Origin of the sequence: Pseudoalteromonas sp. MMG024 (assembly GCF_021654175.1) — a bacterium.
Lineage (GTDB): Bacteria > Pseudomonadota > Gammaproteobacteria > Enterobacterales > Alteromonadaceae > Pseudoalteromonas.
The window spans coordinates 275,372-290,105 of record NZ_JAKFZO010000002.1 but is presented as its reverse complement, the minus strand read 5'-3'; the positions used below and the strand labels follow the sequence as shown (position 1 = coordinate 290,105).

Annotated in this window: 10 protein-coding genes; 7 read left to right on the top strand and 3 right to left on the bottom strand. The window is 41.6% G+C overall.

Annotated elements, in window-relative coordinates; all coding sequences use genetic code 11:
- Positions 1–59 precede the first annotated feature (59 nt).
- On the top strand, positions 60–1,397 hold the full coding sequence (locus L1068_RS03015) for an FG-GAP and VCBS repeat-containing protein (RefSeq protein ID WP_237129014.1): 1,338 nt from the start codon (positions 60–62) through the stop codon (positions 1,395–1,397).
- A gap of 151 nt (positions 1,398–1,548) precedes the next feature.
- Here the strand turns inward: L1068_RS03015 and L1068_RS03010 are convergent, their stop codons facing one another.
- The gene (locus tag L1068_RS03010; RefSeq protein WP_237129013.1) at positions 1,549–2,835 is read right to left on the bottom strand and encodes a hypothetical protein; all 1,287 of its coding nucleotides are present in this window, start codon (positions 2,833–2,835) and stop codon (positions 1,549–1,551) included.
- A gap of 535 nt (positions 2,836–3,370) precedes the next feature.
- The gene (locus L1068_RS03005) at positions 3,371–4,687 is read right to left on the bottom strand and encodes a Na+/H+ antiporter NhaC family protein (protein WP_237129012.1); all 1,317 of its coding nucleotides are present in this window, start codon (positions 4,685–4,687) and stop codon (positions 3,371–3,373) included.
- Positions 4,688–5,023: 336 nt separating this feature from the next.
- Between L1068_RS03005 and dapB the strand changes: the two genes are divergently transcribed.
- The 6 genes from dapB to L1068_RS02975 all read left to right on the top strand — a co-directional run bounded on the left by dapB (position 5,024) and on the right by L1068_RS02975 (position 12,941).
- A complete protein-coding gene (gene dapB / locus L1068_RS03000; protein ID WP_237129011.1) occupies positions 5,024–5,824 on the top strand; it encodes a 4-hydroxy-tetrahydrodipicolinate reductase in 801 nt (266 codons plus the stop codon).
- Positions 5,825–6,041: 217 nt separating this feature from the next.
- Positions 6,042–7,172 (top strand): glutamine-hydrolyzing carbamoyl-phosphate synthase small subunit, encoded by a 1,131-nt coding sequence (gene carA / locus L1068_RS02995; protein WP_237129010.1) that lies wholly within the window; start codon positions 6,042–6,044, stop codon positions 7,170–7,172.
- A 17-nt stretch (positions 7,173–7,189) separates the two neighbouring features.
- Positions 7,190–10,408: a carbamoyl-phosphate synthase large subunit gene (gene carB, locus L1068_RS02990; protein WP_237129009.1), complete on the top strand. Its 3,219-nt coding sequence runs from the start codon at positions 7,190–7,192 to the stop codon at positions 10,406–10,408.
- Between the two features lie 105 nt (positions 10,409–10,513).
- Entirely contained in the window at positions 10,514–10,990 is a 477-nt protein-coding gene (greA, locus tag L1068_RS02985) for a transcription elongation factor GreA (RefSeq protein WP_010558849.1), read from the top strand.
- 44 nt (positions 10,991–11,034) lie between these two features.
- Positions 11,035–12,195, top strand: coding sequence for a tetratricopeptide repeat protein (locus L1068_RS02980; protein ID WP_237129008.1), 1,161 nt, complete (start codon positions 11,035–11,037; stop codon positions 12,193–12,195).
- Positions 12,196–12,248: 53 nt separating this feature from the next.
- Complete coding sequence (locus L1068_RS02975; RefSeq protein WP_237129007.1) at positions 12,249–12,941, top strand: potassium channel family protein; 693 nt, start codon at positions 12,249–12,251, stop codon at positions 12,939–12,941.
- Here L1068_RS02975 and L1068_RS02970 read toward each other — a convergent pair.
- Positions 12,938–14,728 carry a hypothetical protein gene (locus L1068_RS02970; protein WP_237129006.1) on the bottom strand — a complete coding sequence of 597 codons (1,791 nt, stop codon included), beginning with the start codon at positions 14,726–14,728 and terminating at the stop codon, positions 12,938–12,940. The two genes, L1068_RS02975 and L1068_RS02970, sit on opposite strands and share 4 nt — an antisense overlap.
- Positions 14,729–14,734 lie beyond the last annotated feature (6 nt).

Here is a 14,734-nt window from a genome sequence, read left to right as displayed (position 1 = left end):
TTGCAATTGATCACTTGGCTAAGGCATTGTGCGGAAAGATTGACTTCTAGGAGAATAAAATGAATAAAAAACTCTGTGCAATATTAATTAGTTTGCCGTTTAGCGTATTTGCGAATCAAATCACTTTGGGTGTTACCGGTAATGGTAGTGTCAAATATGGTGATGAAACTTGTACCGACACATGTACGATAAGTACTGAGAATAATAATGTGGTGCTTTCACCAAGTGCGAACGCAGGTGGTAGCTTTTCTCACTGGAGTGGCCAGCAATGTGACTTTGGACAAGGTGTCAAAACAAGTAATGATAAATTATCAATTGGTATGGCTGGTGGAGGCGCTAAAACCCTTGCAAAAGTCGATTTAGATAACGATGGTGTAAATGATTTATTAGGCATCAGCCTATTTAGAGGGCAAATTATTAAATACCTTAATCAAGGGAATGGCACCTTTAGCTCTAGTGGTTTGATTTCTTCATTAAATTATCCTTCGGCGATGGCTATTCATGATATGGATCAAGATGGATTTTCCGATTTATTCGTAGCAGAGTACGGCGCTAAGCAAGTGCGTGTGTATAGAAACGATGGTACGGGCCAATTAGCTGAATCAGCCATTATTAAAATCCCAAATATAATTCCTTATGCTGTAAGTGCAGCAGATTTAAATCAAGATGGCTCTACTGAACTAATCATCTCGAGTTTTTCTGCTGATAGATCGGGCGATTTATTTCAGCTTGTTGACTCAATTCAAACTCAAGAAGTAGCAATATATGAAAAATCACAGGATGGCTACGTAAAGTCTCAGAGTATCGCAAACACAGCAGCTGTTACATTGGATAGCTATCTTGATAGTGAGCATGGTTTAGTGATTGCCTCTGCTGAAATTGATACGGGCAATGTCTCTGTATATCGTTCATCTGATGGTTTTTCGGGAATGGTTGTTGATCAGAGTAATGCTCCTTATGGCGTCGGGTTTGCCGACGTAGATGATGATGGCGACATGGATATTGTCACAGCACATTATGGCCCTTACAGTTTACGCATTATATATAATGTCAACGGAAGCTATAGTAGTGCTATTGAAATTAGTAAAGGAGAAGATGGGCTAACTGCTGTATCTGTGGGTGACTTTAATAATGATGGTTATCAAGATATCGCAACTGGCCAATTTAATACAAATAACTTTTTTTACTATGCCGCTGAAAGCTACATTGATTGCGGTGTGGTGAAAGGTTCCACTATTGAACTAACCGCAAATTTTAGCGCTAACTCAACCACCACTCCAAGTGATGAAGAAACTAGCAAAAGTAGTGGTGGCACATTTTATCGTTGGTTAATAGCTTTACTTGGCTTTGCATTTGTTCGCCGAAGCGTAAATATAAAAACAGCAAGGTTCAAGTAGAGACTGCTGCTTTAAACTAAATCGCATTAAAGAAAGATAAAAAATGCCGGCAATGTAGCCTTGCCGGCATTGAGATCACTTTAATGGGAAACCAAAGTGAAAGCGTTAAACCGATAAGCGTATTTTTATTTAAAGATAAAATATGCGCTTATTAGTGGTCGTGTTCGTGCTCTTCTTCAAACGCACCTAACCAAGTTAGGTTGCCAATACCATCTTCAAACGTTGTAATTTCAGCGACTGTTTGCTGCTCAATATCAACTTGGTACACGGTATTGCCGTACGCTAGGTAAACGTGATTATTTGCTTTATTTGCAATAAGCTTAGCGCTTTTTTCTGCATCTAGTTCAGTAATCGCGGCGAAACGAGCGACACTTTGCCACTGCGATTCTTGGTTATACACATTAATATAGCCAGCTTCGTCTAATACGATGATTGATTCTTCATCACCACTAACACCGTAAGCTAGGTAACTAGTAATGCCCCCAGCTTGCCATTGGAATAGGCTAATTTCATCTGTTGTTAAATCAACAGTAAATACGCCCCCACGAGATAAGCCGATAATCGTGTTGTTTTCTTTGCTACCAATAAATTTACCAATGCGCACTCCTGCTGGTAATTCTTCTGGGTTAGCAATTTTGCTAGACGTGAATAACTCGCCTTCTTGTTTTACTTTTACAACACCGTCACTACACGCAAACGCGATATAGTCTTCAGTTTGGAAACTACCATGAAGATCAGGGCACGCATGTTCAAACGTTTGTTCTTGGTGGAAGTGATCGTTATGTATTTCAAATAAACCAATTGTTTCAGGTAACGATGTTTCACTGTTTACATCACGAATAGTCGCAAGTACGAAGCCGTCACGAATTTGCCCTGTACCGTGTTGATAGGTTTCATAATGGTGTTCAGCAACAATACGGCTTTCAGTAATACTTTCGTCAGAAATAATTGCAAACCCGGCATCTGCAGATGCGTCTTTATCACCGTCAAAAAATACCAGCGCTTGCTCACCAACAGGCACATAGTGCGTTGGTTTTACATCGAGTAATTCAAATGAATTAGCTGATGGTGCATCTTCATGCAGATCATGATGATCGCCGTGTTCTTCTAAATAAATACCGCCATCAATAAATTCAACTAGGTTATTGTTACGCTGAATCGCTACCGCGTAACGACCATTAGGGCTGGCATAAAGTGCAGATACAGTGTTAGTAACAGAAAATGTGTCAATGACTTGATTGCTGGTTAAATCATAAATACTAACTTGATTTGAATCGGGAGAGTTAATCGCTAAGCGACCCGCAGGTAATTCAAGTTCTGGATGAGGCTCAGAAGGCTGATCTACAACCGGAGTATTGTCAATTACGGTGTGCTTGTCTGAACCGCAGGCGCTCAGTAGGGAAACCAAAATAGCACTTGCAAGCGCTTTACGTATCATCTTTTTATCCTTGTAATGTTATATAGTAACGATACATATTATGTTATACTATAACAATTGATTGCAAGTGTTATTTGGCATCAAGTTTGGATAAGAAATGGCACAATCCTTTAAATTTAATAGTAGAAGGGTAATTAAATAGTTATAGGACGTAGTGACTACAGAGTTTAAGGCGAACTTTCTTATCACTTTCTTATCACATTTTTATAGCAGACAATATTAACGCTGATATCAGTAATAATAATTGATAGCAGTGCTTAGTTATCCAAAGCTGAGTCGGTTTACTTCGTAATATAGCGAGACAGACAATATGTAATTTAAGGAAAAGAGAGTTCAAACTAAACGATATGCTTATGAAAAAAGAGGGAATAGCGGAGGGTGTGTCACCTTAAAATAGCCTAGGTTTTCCTTTTAACTCGGAAATAAGTAATAGCGTTTTTACTTACAGGTTGCGCCTCTTGACCAATAAGTACATTTAAAAGATTAAAAAAAGGCGCTCATTTGAGCGCCAAACACGGAATAGTTAAAAGCGAAACTAGGCTTCGTTGCGCTTATAAAAAGCAATTATCGCAAGGGCAACAAACGCTAAAATAAAGCAATAGTAAGAGCTGGTTGCAACATCCCAAGGCGTAATATGGAAAGTTGCGCCAAGTAGTAGTGCTTGTGCACCGTATGGCAAACTGCCTTGCATTACACAGGCGAAAATATCGAGCAAACTTGCCGAGCGTTTAGCCGGAATATTGCCGTCTTCAGCAAGCTTTTTCGCAATTGGGCCTGCGACAATAATTGATACTGTGTTGTTCGCAATACATAAATTAGAAGTAAGTACTAACGCAGCAATACCAAGCTGGTCGGCTACTTTACGATTCCATTTAGCAATAACAGCAGTGCCTTTTTGAATTTTGTGAGCGATATAATCAAGGCCACCATTTACACGAATAAACTCAGACAGGCCGCCAATAAACATCGACAACAAGAAAATTTCTTGCATACCTTTAAAGCCTTCGTAAATGTCTTTAACAAATTGACCACCTTGGTAGTCACCAGTAAAGCCCATTAAACCGGCAAATACAATGCCACTAAACAACACGACAAAGACATTCAAGCCAGCTACCGCAAGCACCAAAATAAATGCATAAGGTAATACTAATAATAAGTCGTAGTCTTTAACATCAATGATTTCAGGTTCAGGCGTTAAAAATGCTAACAGTAGTACGGTTAACGCAGCGGCGGGTAAGGCAATTTTCAAGTTCTCGCGGAATTTATCTTTCATTTCACAGCCTTGCGTGCGCGTAGCGGCAATCGTGGTATCTGAAATAATCGATAAGTTGTCGCCAAACATTGCACCTGACACCACGGTACCGGCAACAAGCGCAGGATCAAGCCCTGTTTTGACTGAGAGTGCATAGGCAATAGGGCCAATGGCACCTATAGTACCCATTGATGTACCCATTGCCGTTGACACCACTGCTGAGATTAAAAATAAGCCTGGTAATAAAAACGCAGGAGGTACTAAATCAAGGCCCGCGTTTACCACAGCATCAACACCACCAGTCGCGCCTGCAACTGTTGAAAACGCACCAGCAAGCAGATAAATCAAACACATAGTGATGATATTGTTGTGGCCCGCACCCTTTATAAAGGTGTCTACAGATTCGTTAATGGTTTTTTTATTGAGTAAAAATGCCAGTAAAATTGCAGGTAAAATCGCTACAGGCGCTGGCAATTGATAAAACGCATAATCAACGCCTTGCGACTGCAAATATAAACCCGCCCCTAAAAATAGGCCGACAAATGTAAGTAACGGCAGCAACGAGAGTTTTGCTGCGGTTTTGTTAATGTGCGTATCCATAAAAACCTCAAACGGAAACTTTGTAAATTATTGCTAACAACATGCAATAATTGAAATTTCTTCTTATTCAGTTCTATTAGTTCCATGTTTTGCACGTGAGCGCAAGTTTTAAGCGATATTGGCAAACAAACAGAGTGAACAAAAATGGATGTGCGAATGTATAGATGTCTAGATGCTTTGTCAAATTGAACTTGTTATCATTGGCAAAGGAATAAAATTAACCGCTAAAAAATGCTAAGGTCGGCTTTCTTTAATGGATAATATCAAACAAACTTTATCCGAAATTATGAAAGCGTCAGGTTTAACGCATTTAACCGAACAAAAATAGAGAGAGTTATGACAAACATCGCAGTGTTTGGTGCGAATGGCCGAATGGGCCGCGCACTTTGTGAAGCAAGCATCAACAATGAGTCAACAGAATTAGTAAGTGCCGCAGTGCGCGCTAACAATGAATTACTTGGACAAGCCGTTAAGCATTTTATTAACCAAGGCGACAGCACAGTTACCTTTAGTGATGAAACGAGTGTAAACGCTGACACTGACGTAATTATTGATTTCACACTACCTGTAGGCATGAAAAAACACTTAGCCTACGCGGTGGCACATAACATTCCAATGGTGATTGGCACGACTGGTTTAACCGCGGATGATATGACGGAGCTTGAATCTGCTGCAAAATCAATCCCAATTGTTTTTTCTCGCAATTATTCAGTAGGAATCAATTTACTTGAGAACCTGGTTGAAACTGCGGCAAAAACGTTGGCAGACGATATTGATATCGAAATCTTCGAACTACACCACAAACATAAAATTGATGCGCCGTCTGGCACGGCATTAATGATTGGTGAAGCCATTGCTGAGGCAAAAGGCTGGCAACACGATGAAGTTGCTGTTTTTGACCGCTCAAAAGATGAGCAGGCGAAAAGTCAAAAAGAAATTGGCTATTCTGTGATGCGTGGCGGCGATATAGTTGGTGAACATACGGCTTATTTTGCGGCTGACGGCGAAAGACTCGAACTTACTCACAAAGCAAGCTCTCGAATGACCTTTGCTAAAGGCGCTGTAAGGGCTGCGGCTTGGTTACATAATAAACCAGTTGGACTTTATACCATGCAAGATGTGCTTGGTTTTAGGTAGATAACTGAAATTTTTGGCAGGTTAAAGTAAATTTTCTGTTAAACACGTTATTTTTAATTTTTTCTGATTTTTTATTAGACCTTTATTCAGATTTCATCTAAAATACTTGGAATTTGCCAAAATTTTATAATCTAGCGCTTTCTCTAGGGCGTTAGGTCGATTGAACGGGTTGAATTTTACGCAAATTTTGCCCGTTTTTTACTGTTAGGAGGTCAACTTGTCTAAATCCGCTCTGTTAGTCCTTGAAGACGGCACGGTATTTCGCGGTACTGCCATTGGTGCTGAGGGTATCTCAGTTGGTGAAGTAGTTTTTAATACTTCAATGACTGGATATCAAGAAATTTTAACTGATCCATCTTACGCTGAACAAATTGTTACTTTAACTTACCCGCATATCGGTAACACAGGTACCAACAGCGAAGATGAAGAAGCTTCAAAAATTTGGGCTAAAGGCCTAGTTATTCGCGACCTTCCGCTGCTTGCAAGCAACTTCCGTAATGAGCAATCATTAGATGAGTATCTTAAATCACGCAACATCCTAGGTATTGCTGATATTGATACGCGTAAGTTAACTCGTATTTTACGTGACAAAGGCGCACAAAACGGCTGTATCATCGCAGGTGATGTTGATGAAGCGAAAGCGCTTGAAGCGGCGAAAGCATTCCCAGGCCTTAAAGGTATGGACCTTGCTAAAGTAGTGTGTACAAAAGAACAGTACACTTGGAACGAAACAAGTTGGACGTTAGGCGAAGGGTTTAAAACTCTAAGCGATGAAGATGCAAAATTCCACGTTGTGGCATACGACTTCGGTGTAAAACGTAATATTTTACGTATGCTCGTTGACCGCGGTTGTAAATTAACGGTAGTACCAGCACAAACCCCTGCAGCTGATGTACTTGCACTTAACCCAGATGGCATCTTCTTATCAAATGGCCCAGGTGACCCAGCGCCGTGTACTTATGCAATTGAAGCAATTAAAACTTTCCTTGAAACAGACACGCCAATCTTTGGTATTTGTTTAGGTCATCAGTTACTGGCGTTAGCGTCAGGTGCTCAGACAGTAAAAATGAAATTTGGTCACCACGGTGGTAACCACCCGGTTAAAGATCTAGACCGCAATGTGGTAATGATCACTGCGCAAAACCACGGTTTCGCAGCGGATCAAGAGACACTTCCTGAAAATTTACGTGCAACGCACGTTTCATTATTCGACGGCACATTACAAGGTATTCACCGCACTGATAAGCCTGCGTTTAGCTTCCAAGGTCACCCTGAAGCAAGCCCAGGTCCTCACGATGCGGCACCGTTATTTGACCATTTCATCGACTTAATGCAAGAACGTAAATAATTAGGACTGAGACTAAAATGCCAAAACGTAATGATATAAAAAGTATTTTAATTTTAGGTGCAGGTCCGATTGTTATCGGTCAGGCATGTGAATTCGATTATTCAGGCGCACAGGCGTGTAAAGCACTAAGAGAAGAAGGTTACCGCGTAATCTTAGTAAACTCTAACCCTGCTACTATCATGACTGACCCAGAAATGGCTGATGCAACTTACATCGAGCCAATTCACTGGGAAGTGGTTGAGCGTATCATCGAAAAAGAAAAGCCAGATGCAGTACTACCTACTATGGGTGGTCAAACTGCGCTTAACTGTGCACTTGACTTAGACAAACACGGCGTACTTGCAAAGCACGGCGTTGAGTTAATCGGTGCAACAGCAGATGCAATCGACAAAGCAGAAAACCGTGAGCGTTTTGATGCGGCAATGAAGGCGATTGGCCTTGAATGTCCTCGCGCAGAAATCGCACACACAATGGATGAAGCACGTGACACGTTAACGCGTATCGGCTTCCCATGTATTATTCGCCCTTCTTTCACTATGGGTGGTACCGGTGGTGGTGTTGCTTATAACATGGAAGAGTTTGAAGAAATCTGTACACGTGGTCTTGACCTTTCACCTACAAGCGAGCTTCTTATTGATGAAAGTTTACTAGGTTGGAAAGAGTACGAGATGGAAGTTGTTCGTGACAAAAACGACAACTGTATCATCGTATGTTCTATCGAGAACTTCGACCCAATGGGTGTTCACACAGGTGACTCAATCACTGTAGCACCAGCACAAACGCTAACAGACAAAGAATACCAGCTAATGCGTAACGCATCGATGGCGGTTCTTCGTGAAATCGGTGTTGAAACCGGTGGTTCAAACGTACAGTTTGGTGTAAACCCAGATGATGGCCGTATGGTTATCATTGAGATGAACCCGCGTGTATCGCGTTCATCTGCACTTGCATCAAAAGCAACAGGTTTCCCAATTGCGAAAATCGCTGCAAAATTAGCAGTAGGTTACACGCTAGACGAGCTTCAAAACGACATCACGGGTGGCGCAACACCTGCATCGTTCGAGCCGTCAATCGACTACGTTGTAACTAAGATCCCGCGTTTCAACTTCGAAAAATTCGCAGGTTCTAACGATCGTCTAACGACTCAGATGAAGTCTGTTGGTGAAGTGATGGCAATTGGCCGTAACCAACAAGAATCACTGCACAAAGCACTTCGCGGCTTAGAAGTTGGTGCAACTGGTTTCAACCCAATCGTTGCACTAGACGACCCTAATGCGAATGAAAAAATCGTACGTGAATTACGTGAGCCAGGTGCTGAGCGTATTTGGTATGTTGCTGATGCAATGCGTCATGGTATGAGCGTTGAAGATGTGTTTGAACTGACTAAGATTGACCGTTGGTACTTAGTACAAATCGAAGACATCATCAAAGATGAAGCAAAAATCGTTGAAGGCGGCATGGCTGGCCTTAACAAAGACTTCTTACGTCGCTTAAAGCGCAAAGGTTTTGCGGATGCACGTATTGCTGAACTACTTGGTGTTAGCGAAGCTGAAGTACGTAAAAAGCGCCACACGCTAGAAGTACTACCAGTATACAAGCGCGTAGATACCTGTGCGGCAGAATTTAGCTCAGACACAGCATACATGTATTCATCGTACGATGAAGAGTGTGAAGCGAACCCGTCTGACAAAGACAAAATTATGGTTATCGGCGGTGGCCCCAACCGTATCGGTCAAGGTATTGAATTCGATTACTGTTGTGTACACGCAGCCCTTGCAATGCGTGAAGACGGTTATGAAACGATTATGGTTAACTGTAACCCAGAGACAGTTTCTACCGACTACGACACATCAGACCGTTTATTCTTCGAGCCAATCACGCTAGAAGACGTATTAGAAATCGTACGTGTTGAAAAGCCAAAAGGCGTAATCGTGCAGTACGGTGGTCAAACACCACTTAAGCTTGCGCGTGAACTTGAAGCGAACGGTGTGCCAATCATTGGTACTTCGCCAGATGCAATCGACCGTGCAGAAGACCGTGAGCGCTTCCAACAAATGGTTGAGCGTTTAGATCTTCTTCAACCTGAAAACGCGACAGTGACTTCATTAGAAGAAGCGGTAGCTAAATCTGCTGAAATCGGTTTCCCACTGGTTGTACGTCCTTCATATGTACTGGGTGGTCGTGCGATGGAAATCGTATACGACGAAGACGACTTACGCCGTTACATGACTGAAGCGGTGCAAGCTTCAAACGAAGCGCCAGTTCTACTTGACCGCTTCTTAGATGACGCAATCGAAATCGATGTCGATGCAATCTGTGACGGTGAACAAGTGATCATCGGTGGTATCATGGAGCACATCGAGCAAGCAGGTGTTCACTCAGGTGACTCAGCTTGTTCACTACCAGCTTACTCACTAAGCCCTGAAATTCAAGACCGTATGCGTGACCAAGTAACACGTATGGCGTTAGAACTTGGTGTTGTAGGTCTAATGAATACACAGTTTGCTGTTAAAGATGGCGAGGTATACCTAATTGAGGTTAACCCGCGTGCAGCACGTACTGTACCTTTCGTTTCAAAAGCAACTGGTGTTGCACTTGCAAAAGTCGCTGCACGTTGTATGGCGGGTCAGTCTCTTGCAAGCCAAGGTGTAACGAAAGAAATCATTCCTCCATACTACAGCGTAAAAGAAGTGGTACTTCCTTTCGCTAAATTCCCTGGCGTTGACCCAATGCGTGGTCCTGAAATGCGCTCAACAGGTGAAGTTATGGGTGTGGGTGACACGTTCGCTGACGCATTTGCAAAAGCACAGCTTGGTGCAGGTAACGTAATGCCACGTGGTGGTCGTGCGTTACTGTCTGTTCGTAACAGCGATAAAAAGCGTATTGTTGAATTAGCGCGTACCATGCGTGATTTAGGCTTTGAGCTTGACGCAACTGGCGGTACCGCAAAAGCACTTGAAGAAGCTGGCATTGAATCACGTCGTGTAAACAAGGTTTACGAAGGTCGTCCTCATATTCTTGACCGTATCAAGAATGGCGAGTACAGCTACATTGTAAACACTACTGAAGGTCGTCAAGCGATTGAAGATTCTAAAGTACTTCGTCGTGGTGCACTACAAGGTAAAGTAAACTACACAACAACGCTTAATGCGGCGTTTGCTAACTGTAAAGCGCACGCAGCTGATGACCGTTCAACGGTATCATCGGTACAAGAGTTACACAAGCGTGTAAATTAATTGCCCCGTCTCTATTTTTTGATATAGACTAAGACAATTAAAATAGAAATGATAAAAAGCCCGGTTAATCCGGGCTTTTATTGTGAAAGAGTTCTAGGAAGAATAATGCAACAAACACCAATGACAGTGCGTGGTGAACAATTACTGCGTGACGAGTTAAATGAATTAAAAACGGTACGCCGTCCTAAAATTGTCGCTGATATTGCAGAAGCGCGTGAACACGGTGACTTAAAAGAAAATGCTGAATACCACGCAGCGCGTGAAGAGCAAGGTTTTTGTGAAGGCCGTATTCAAGAGATTGAAGCAAAACTATCAACGGTTCAAATCATTGACGTTACTAAAATGCAAAATAACGGCAAAGTGATTTTCGGTGCAACCGTTACTATCGTTAACGTTGATACTGACGAAGAAACGACTTATCGCATCGTTGGTGATGACGAAGCAGACATTAAAAATAATCTGATTTCATTTAACTCACCAATTGCTCGTGGTTTAATCGGTAAAGAAATCGATGATGCAGTAACAATCAAAACGCCAAATGGTGCGGTTGAGTACGAAATCACAGAAGTAGAATACATCTAACTTATAAAAGCTCGGTTATTACCGAGCTTTTTTGTTTTAGCGCTATGAAAATACGTTTCCTGTTTTGCTTGCTACTTTTAACGCCATTTATGGCTGTTAAAGCCCAGTACACGCCCCAGTTTGATAATGAATGCACCCGTGCGTTTAACGATGCGGATTATATAAACGCGCGCTATAAATGTGCTGAATTAGCAGAAGATGATAACGCAGAAGCAAATTTTATCTTGGCAACCTTATACGCTAAAGGACAAGGGGTTGTTAAAAATAAACAAAAAGCACTCGAATATTTAACCCTTGCCGATGAACAAGGTCACGCGGAGGCAACGTTTAATCTCGCCCTTACGTTTGAACTTGGAAAAGTTGTTGGCGTTGCTGTTGAAAAGCGTAAGCGCTTGGCGTTTGATTATTATTTAAAAGCAGCGCGTAATGGCTCGGTTAATGCGCAGCGTAAATTGGCGAGTCGCTATAGCAATGAGACGAGTGTTGTTTATCAACCAGATAAAGCAGCTGAGTGGTTAAGTACTGCTGTTGAGCAGGATGATAATAAAGCCAAATTAGAATTAGGCGCGCTGTATTTGAAAGGCGAGGGCGTTTCTAAAGATCAAGCTCGGGGTTTGGCACTTATCAAAGAATCTGCTGATGCAGGATATGATAAAGCGCAATTTATTTATGCCACACTGATTTTTAAAACTGAGCCACAAGAAAGTATTGGTTATTACCAAAGTGCTGCTAAACAAGGCAATGGTTTTGCAGCGCATAACTTGGCGTCGTTACACTTTAATGGTGAATATCTAGCGCAAGATAAAAACAAAGCCCATGAATACGCGCTAATGGCCCTTAAGCAAGGTGTGCCTCAAGCGGAAATGTTCCTTATTAACGAGCACAGTAATCAATCTGCCGCAGCACATCAAACCAGCACTCGTTCGCACGATGCATTAACCTTTGAGCCACCACAACCAAGTCAAAATTTAAGTGGGTTTGTTTTACAGTTTGGTAAATATGCAGAACGTGAAAATGCATTAAGAGTGGCGCAACAGCTTGATTGTAAGGTTGTTGAAATGGCGAGTTTTTATTACGCAATTAACTTTGATTTTGAGACATACGCCGCGGCTAAAAAACGCGCTCAGCAGTTAGTGCAAACATATAATATTGCGATGCCTTATATTCGTGTCGCCAGTGACTTTAATTTTGCAACAAAATCCTAGTTAAACAACGCGCGGATATACCGTTTACTGTATCAACGCTCAAAGGAATTAATATGAGCCAACGAGATAACTTTCTTTATCTAACCATTGCCTTAACTCTGCTATTGTTTGGTACAGCGCTATGTCACCAATTTTTTAGCAGTAAAATGCAGCATATGATGCAATCGTGCACCATGTTCACCTTGTTGATTTCGGTGTGGGGCGTTGATTCAAGCAATCAGTTATTTAAATATAAGATGTTGTTTCCGTTTGTAATTATCGCATTTTCTTGGCTGACTTTGTTTATTGATAGTGTGATGGGGGATAATGTCACATTGGGCTTAATGCTTGTTTTCTTTACATTTACTGCAATTAAAACGGCAAAGCAGGTACTGTTTTCAGGCGCTGTAGACGGCAACAAAATCCTTGGCGCAATCTGCCTCTACTTTATGATGGGTATTATTTGGGCGATTATTTATAGCCTTATTCATATTAACTTTATGCCTGCGTTTAATAACGTACCCTCGACCATCAAGTGGTTCGCGTTATTTCCAGAGTTCATTTATTTCTCGTTTGTTACGTTAACCACGCTAGGTTTTGGCGATATTGCCCCTAATATTCCAATTTCTAGGGTGTTTGTGTATTTTGAAGCAGTGGTAGGGCAGTTATACCTCACCATATTAGTTGCCAGTTTAGTTGGCTCACGACTAAATATAATGCACCAAAATCATCTTTCGATGACAAAAAAACACGATAATGACGCTTAGTGTGTGTCGCTTACGCCCTGACATTGTATTACTTTGAGTGAACCTGCTTTTTCAGCGGCTAATTCGGGGTGTAACTCTATTAGCTTTTGGTAAATTTCCGGTAAAGTCAGCTTAATGCGGTACATTTCGTCTAGGTGGCGCGCTTTTAGTTTTGCACCGTTGTTAATAAGCGCATCGACAACGCTAATCCATTGATCTGATGCACGGTTTTCTTTTAAAAAATGTAACATTTTCAGTAGCGGATCCGAATGGCGCTCGCTGTGTTGCTGCACATAACCACGATTTATTAATTCGACGGTTAGACTTGGATTGATAAACATCAGGTTATACACCACACTTTCACCACGTTGATTTGGCTTATCGATATTGCCCATGCGATCAAGCATACGCAGTGCATCCTCGCTGTTAAGGCGCTGAATTACTGCAACGGCATTGGCATCTTTCGGATAAAGCCCTTGCGTAACTAGCGCATCAATGATTGCGACACGTTGACTATGCATCGGCCTTGAGTAAATTAATAAATACGCAAGTTCACGCTCAAACTCAGGCTTTTTAGCAAGGTATTCATGGATCAAAGTAAGATCTGCTCGTTTTACCTGCTCTGCATTATTTAGGTTACTAAGGTCGATACCCGCCGCTAAAAATTGAGCTGATAATTCAGAAAATAACGCCAGCATGCCAACCTCTTTAGCTTGTTCTGACAACAAACGATCGCAACTCGGATGGTCGTAATCAAGGGTTGATGCATCCACATACGTAACATTTATTTGGCTGTCGATTTCAGCGACATCGTAAAGCTGACAAACATTTTGTTCACTGAGACTCAGTTTTTCTTTTTCGATAATATTTGCGATACGGGTTTCTAATTCATCACTTTCAACAACTGGTTTTGCGCTAACCGTCGCACCTTTGATTATCTCGGCGAACTGCTTGTTGATACCGCCAATGCGCGCTAGCACAATAGACTTTGTTTCTTCACTGTCTAATTGTTCAATCAGCAATAAACGAGATAGCACTTTATTGGCAACATCGGGCGTTAATCCGCTTAGCAAATAAGATAGTTGGTGTGACGTAATCAGCTTGTTTGGAACAGGGTTAAGTGAGTAGTAACTATCGTAAAGTAACAGCAATTGATCAAAATCGGGCTTTGGGTTATCAATATTGATTGCTTGTAAAAATGCTTGTTGCAGTATATCGGCCGCGATATCAGGGTAACGCTCTGCTTGTTCGCGATAGCTTTCTATAAAGTCGTTTTTAATCGCGTGTTGACGCCATTTTAAAAAGTGTAAACGGTGTTTATTTTTCGCGTAATCATTAAAAGTTAATTCATTGAGGTATTGTTGGCTTTTACTCTGATTACTTTCGTTAAACGATGAGACCAGTTTTAAGTCGCGCTTAAAACGCTGTGCGGCGTCTTTTGATACTGTCGTTTCAAGTGCATTAATTATGGTTTGTGGGTTTTGCCCCTGTAGTTTCCAAGCTACAGCAAGCGTACTTAAATAGCCTTTTTTATCGCGCTCAAATTTGGCGATGTAACGTGTCTGGTCTTTGCAATAACTATTTTTAGCTGAATCTTGTGCTATCGCGGTTTTCGTTTGTGTCTGTGCTTTTTTGGGGGCGGTTTTTACCTGTTCCAGTATTATTTCGTCGGTAATCTGTGTGTTAGGTAAAGCGTGATCAATTTCTGGTGTAGGCAGTGAATAAAAGTTGGCAAACCATATAAGTGCGCCGAGTAGCACAATAATAAGAGTTATTACGCTGTATTTTTTTACCACATTCGCTTCCATAAATCG

Coding starts and splice junctions, on each gene's coding strand:
- L1068_RS02975 (WP_237129007.1), top strand. CDS start 12,249: ATGAGCCAACGAGATAACTTTCTTTATCTAACCATTGCCTTAACTCTG.
- L1068_RS03005 (WP_237129012.1), bottom strand. CDS start 4,687: ATGGATACGCACATTAACAAAACCGCAGCAAAACTCTCGTTGCTGCCG.
- L1068_RS03010 (WP_237129013.1), bottom strand. CDS start 2,835: ATGATACGTAAAGCGCTTGCAAGTGCTATTTTGGTTTCCCTACTGAGC.
- carB (WP_237129009.1), top strand. CDS start 7,190: ATGCCAAAACGTAATGATATAAAAAGTATTTTAATTTTAGGTGCAGGT.
- dapB (WP_237129011.1), top strand. CDS start 5,024: ATGACAAACATCGCAGTGTTTGGTGCGAATGGCCGAATGGGCCGCGCA.
- L1068_RS02980 (WP_237129008.1), top strand. CDS start 11,035: ATGAAAATACGTTTCCTGTTTTGCTTGCTACTTTTAACGCCATTTATG.
- L1068_RS03015 (WP_237129014.1), top strand. CDS start 60: ATGAATAAAAAACTCTGTGCAATATTAATTAGTTTGCCGTTTAGCGTA.
- L1068_RS02970 (WP_237129006.1), bottom strand. CDS start 14,728: ATGGAAGCGAATGTGGTAAAAAAATACAGCGTAATAACTCTTATTATT.
- greA (WP_010558849.1), top strand. CDS start 10,514: ATGCAACAAACACCAATGACAGTGCGTGGTGAACAATTACTGCGTGAC.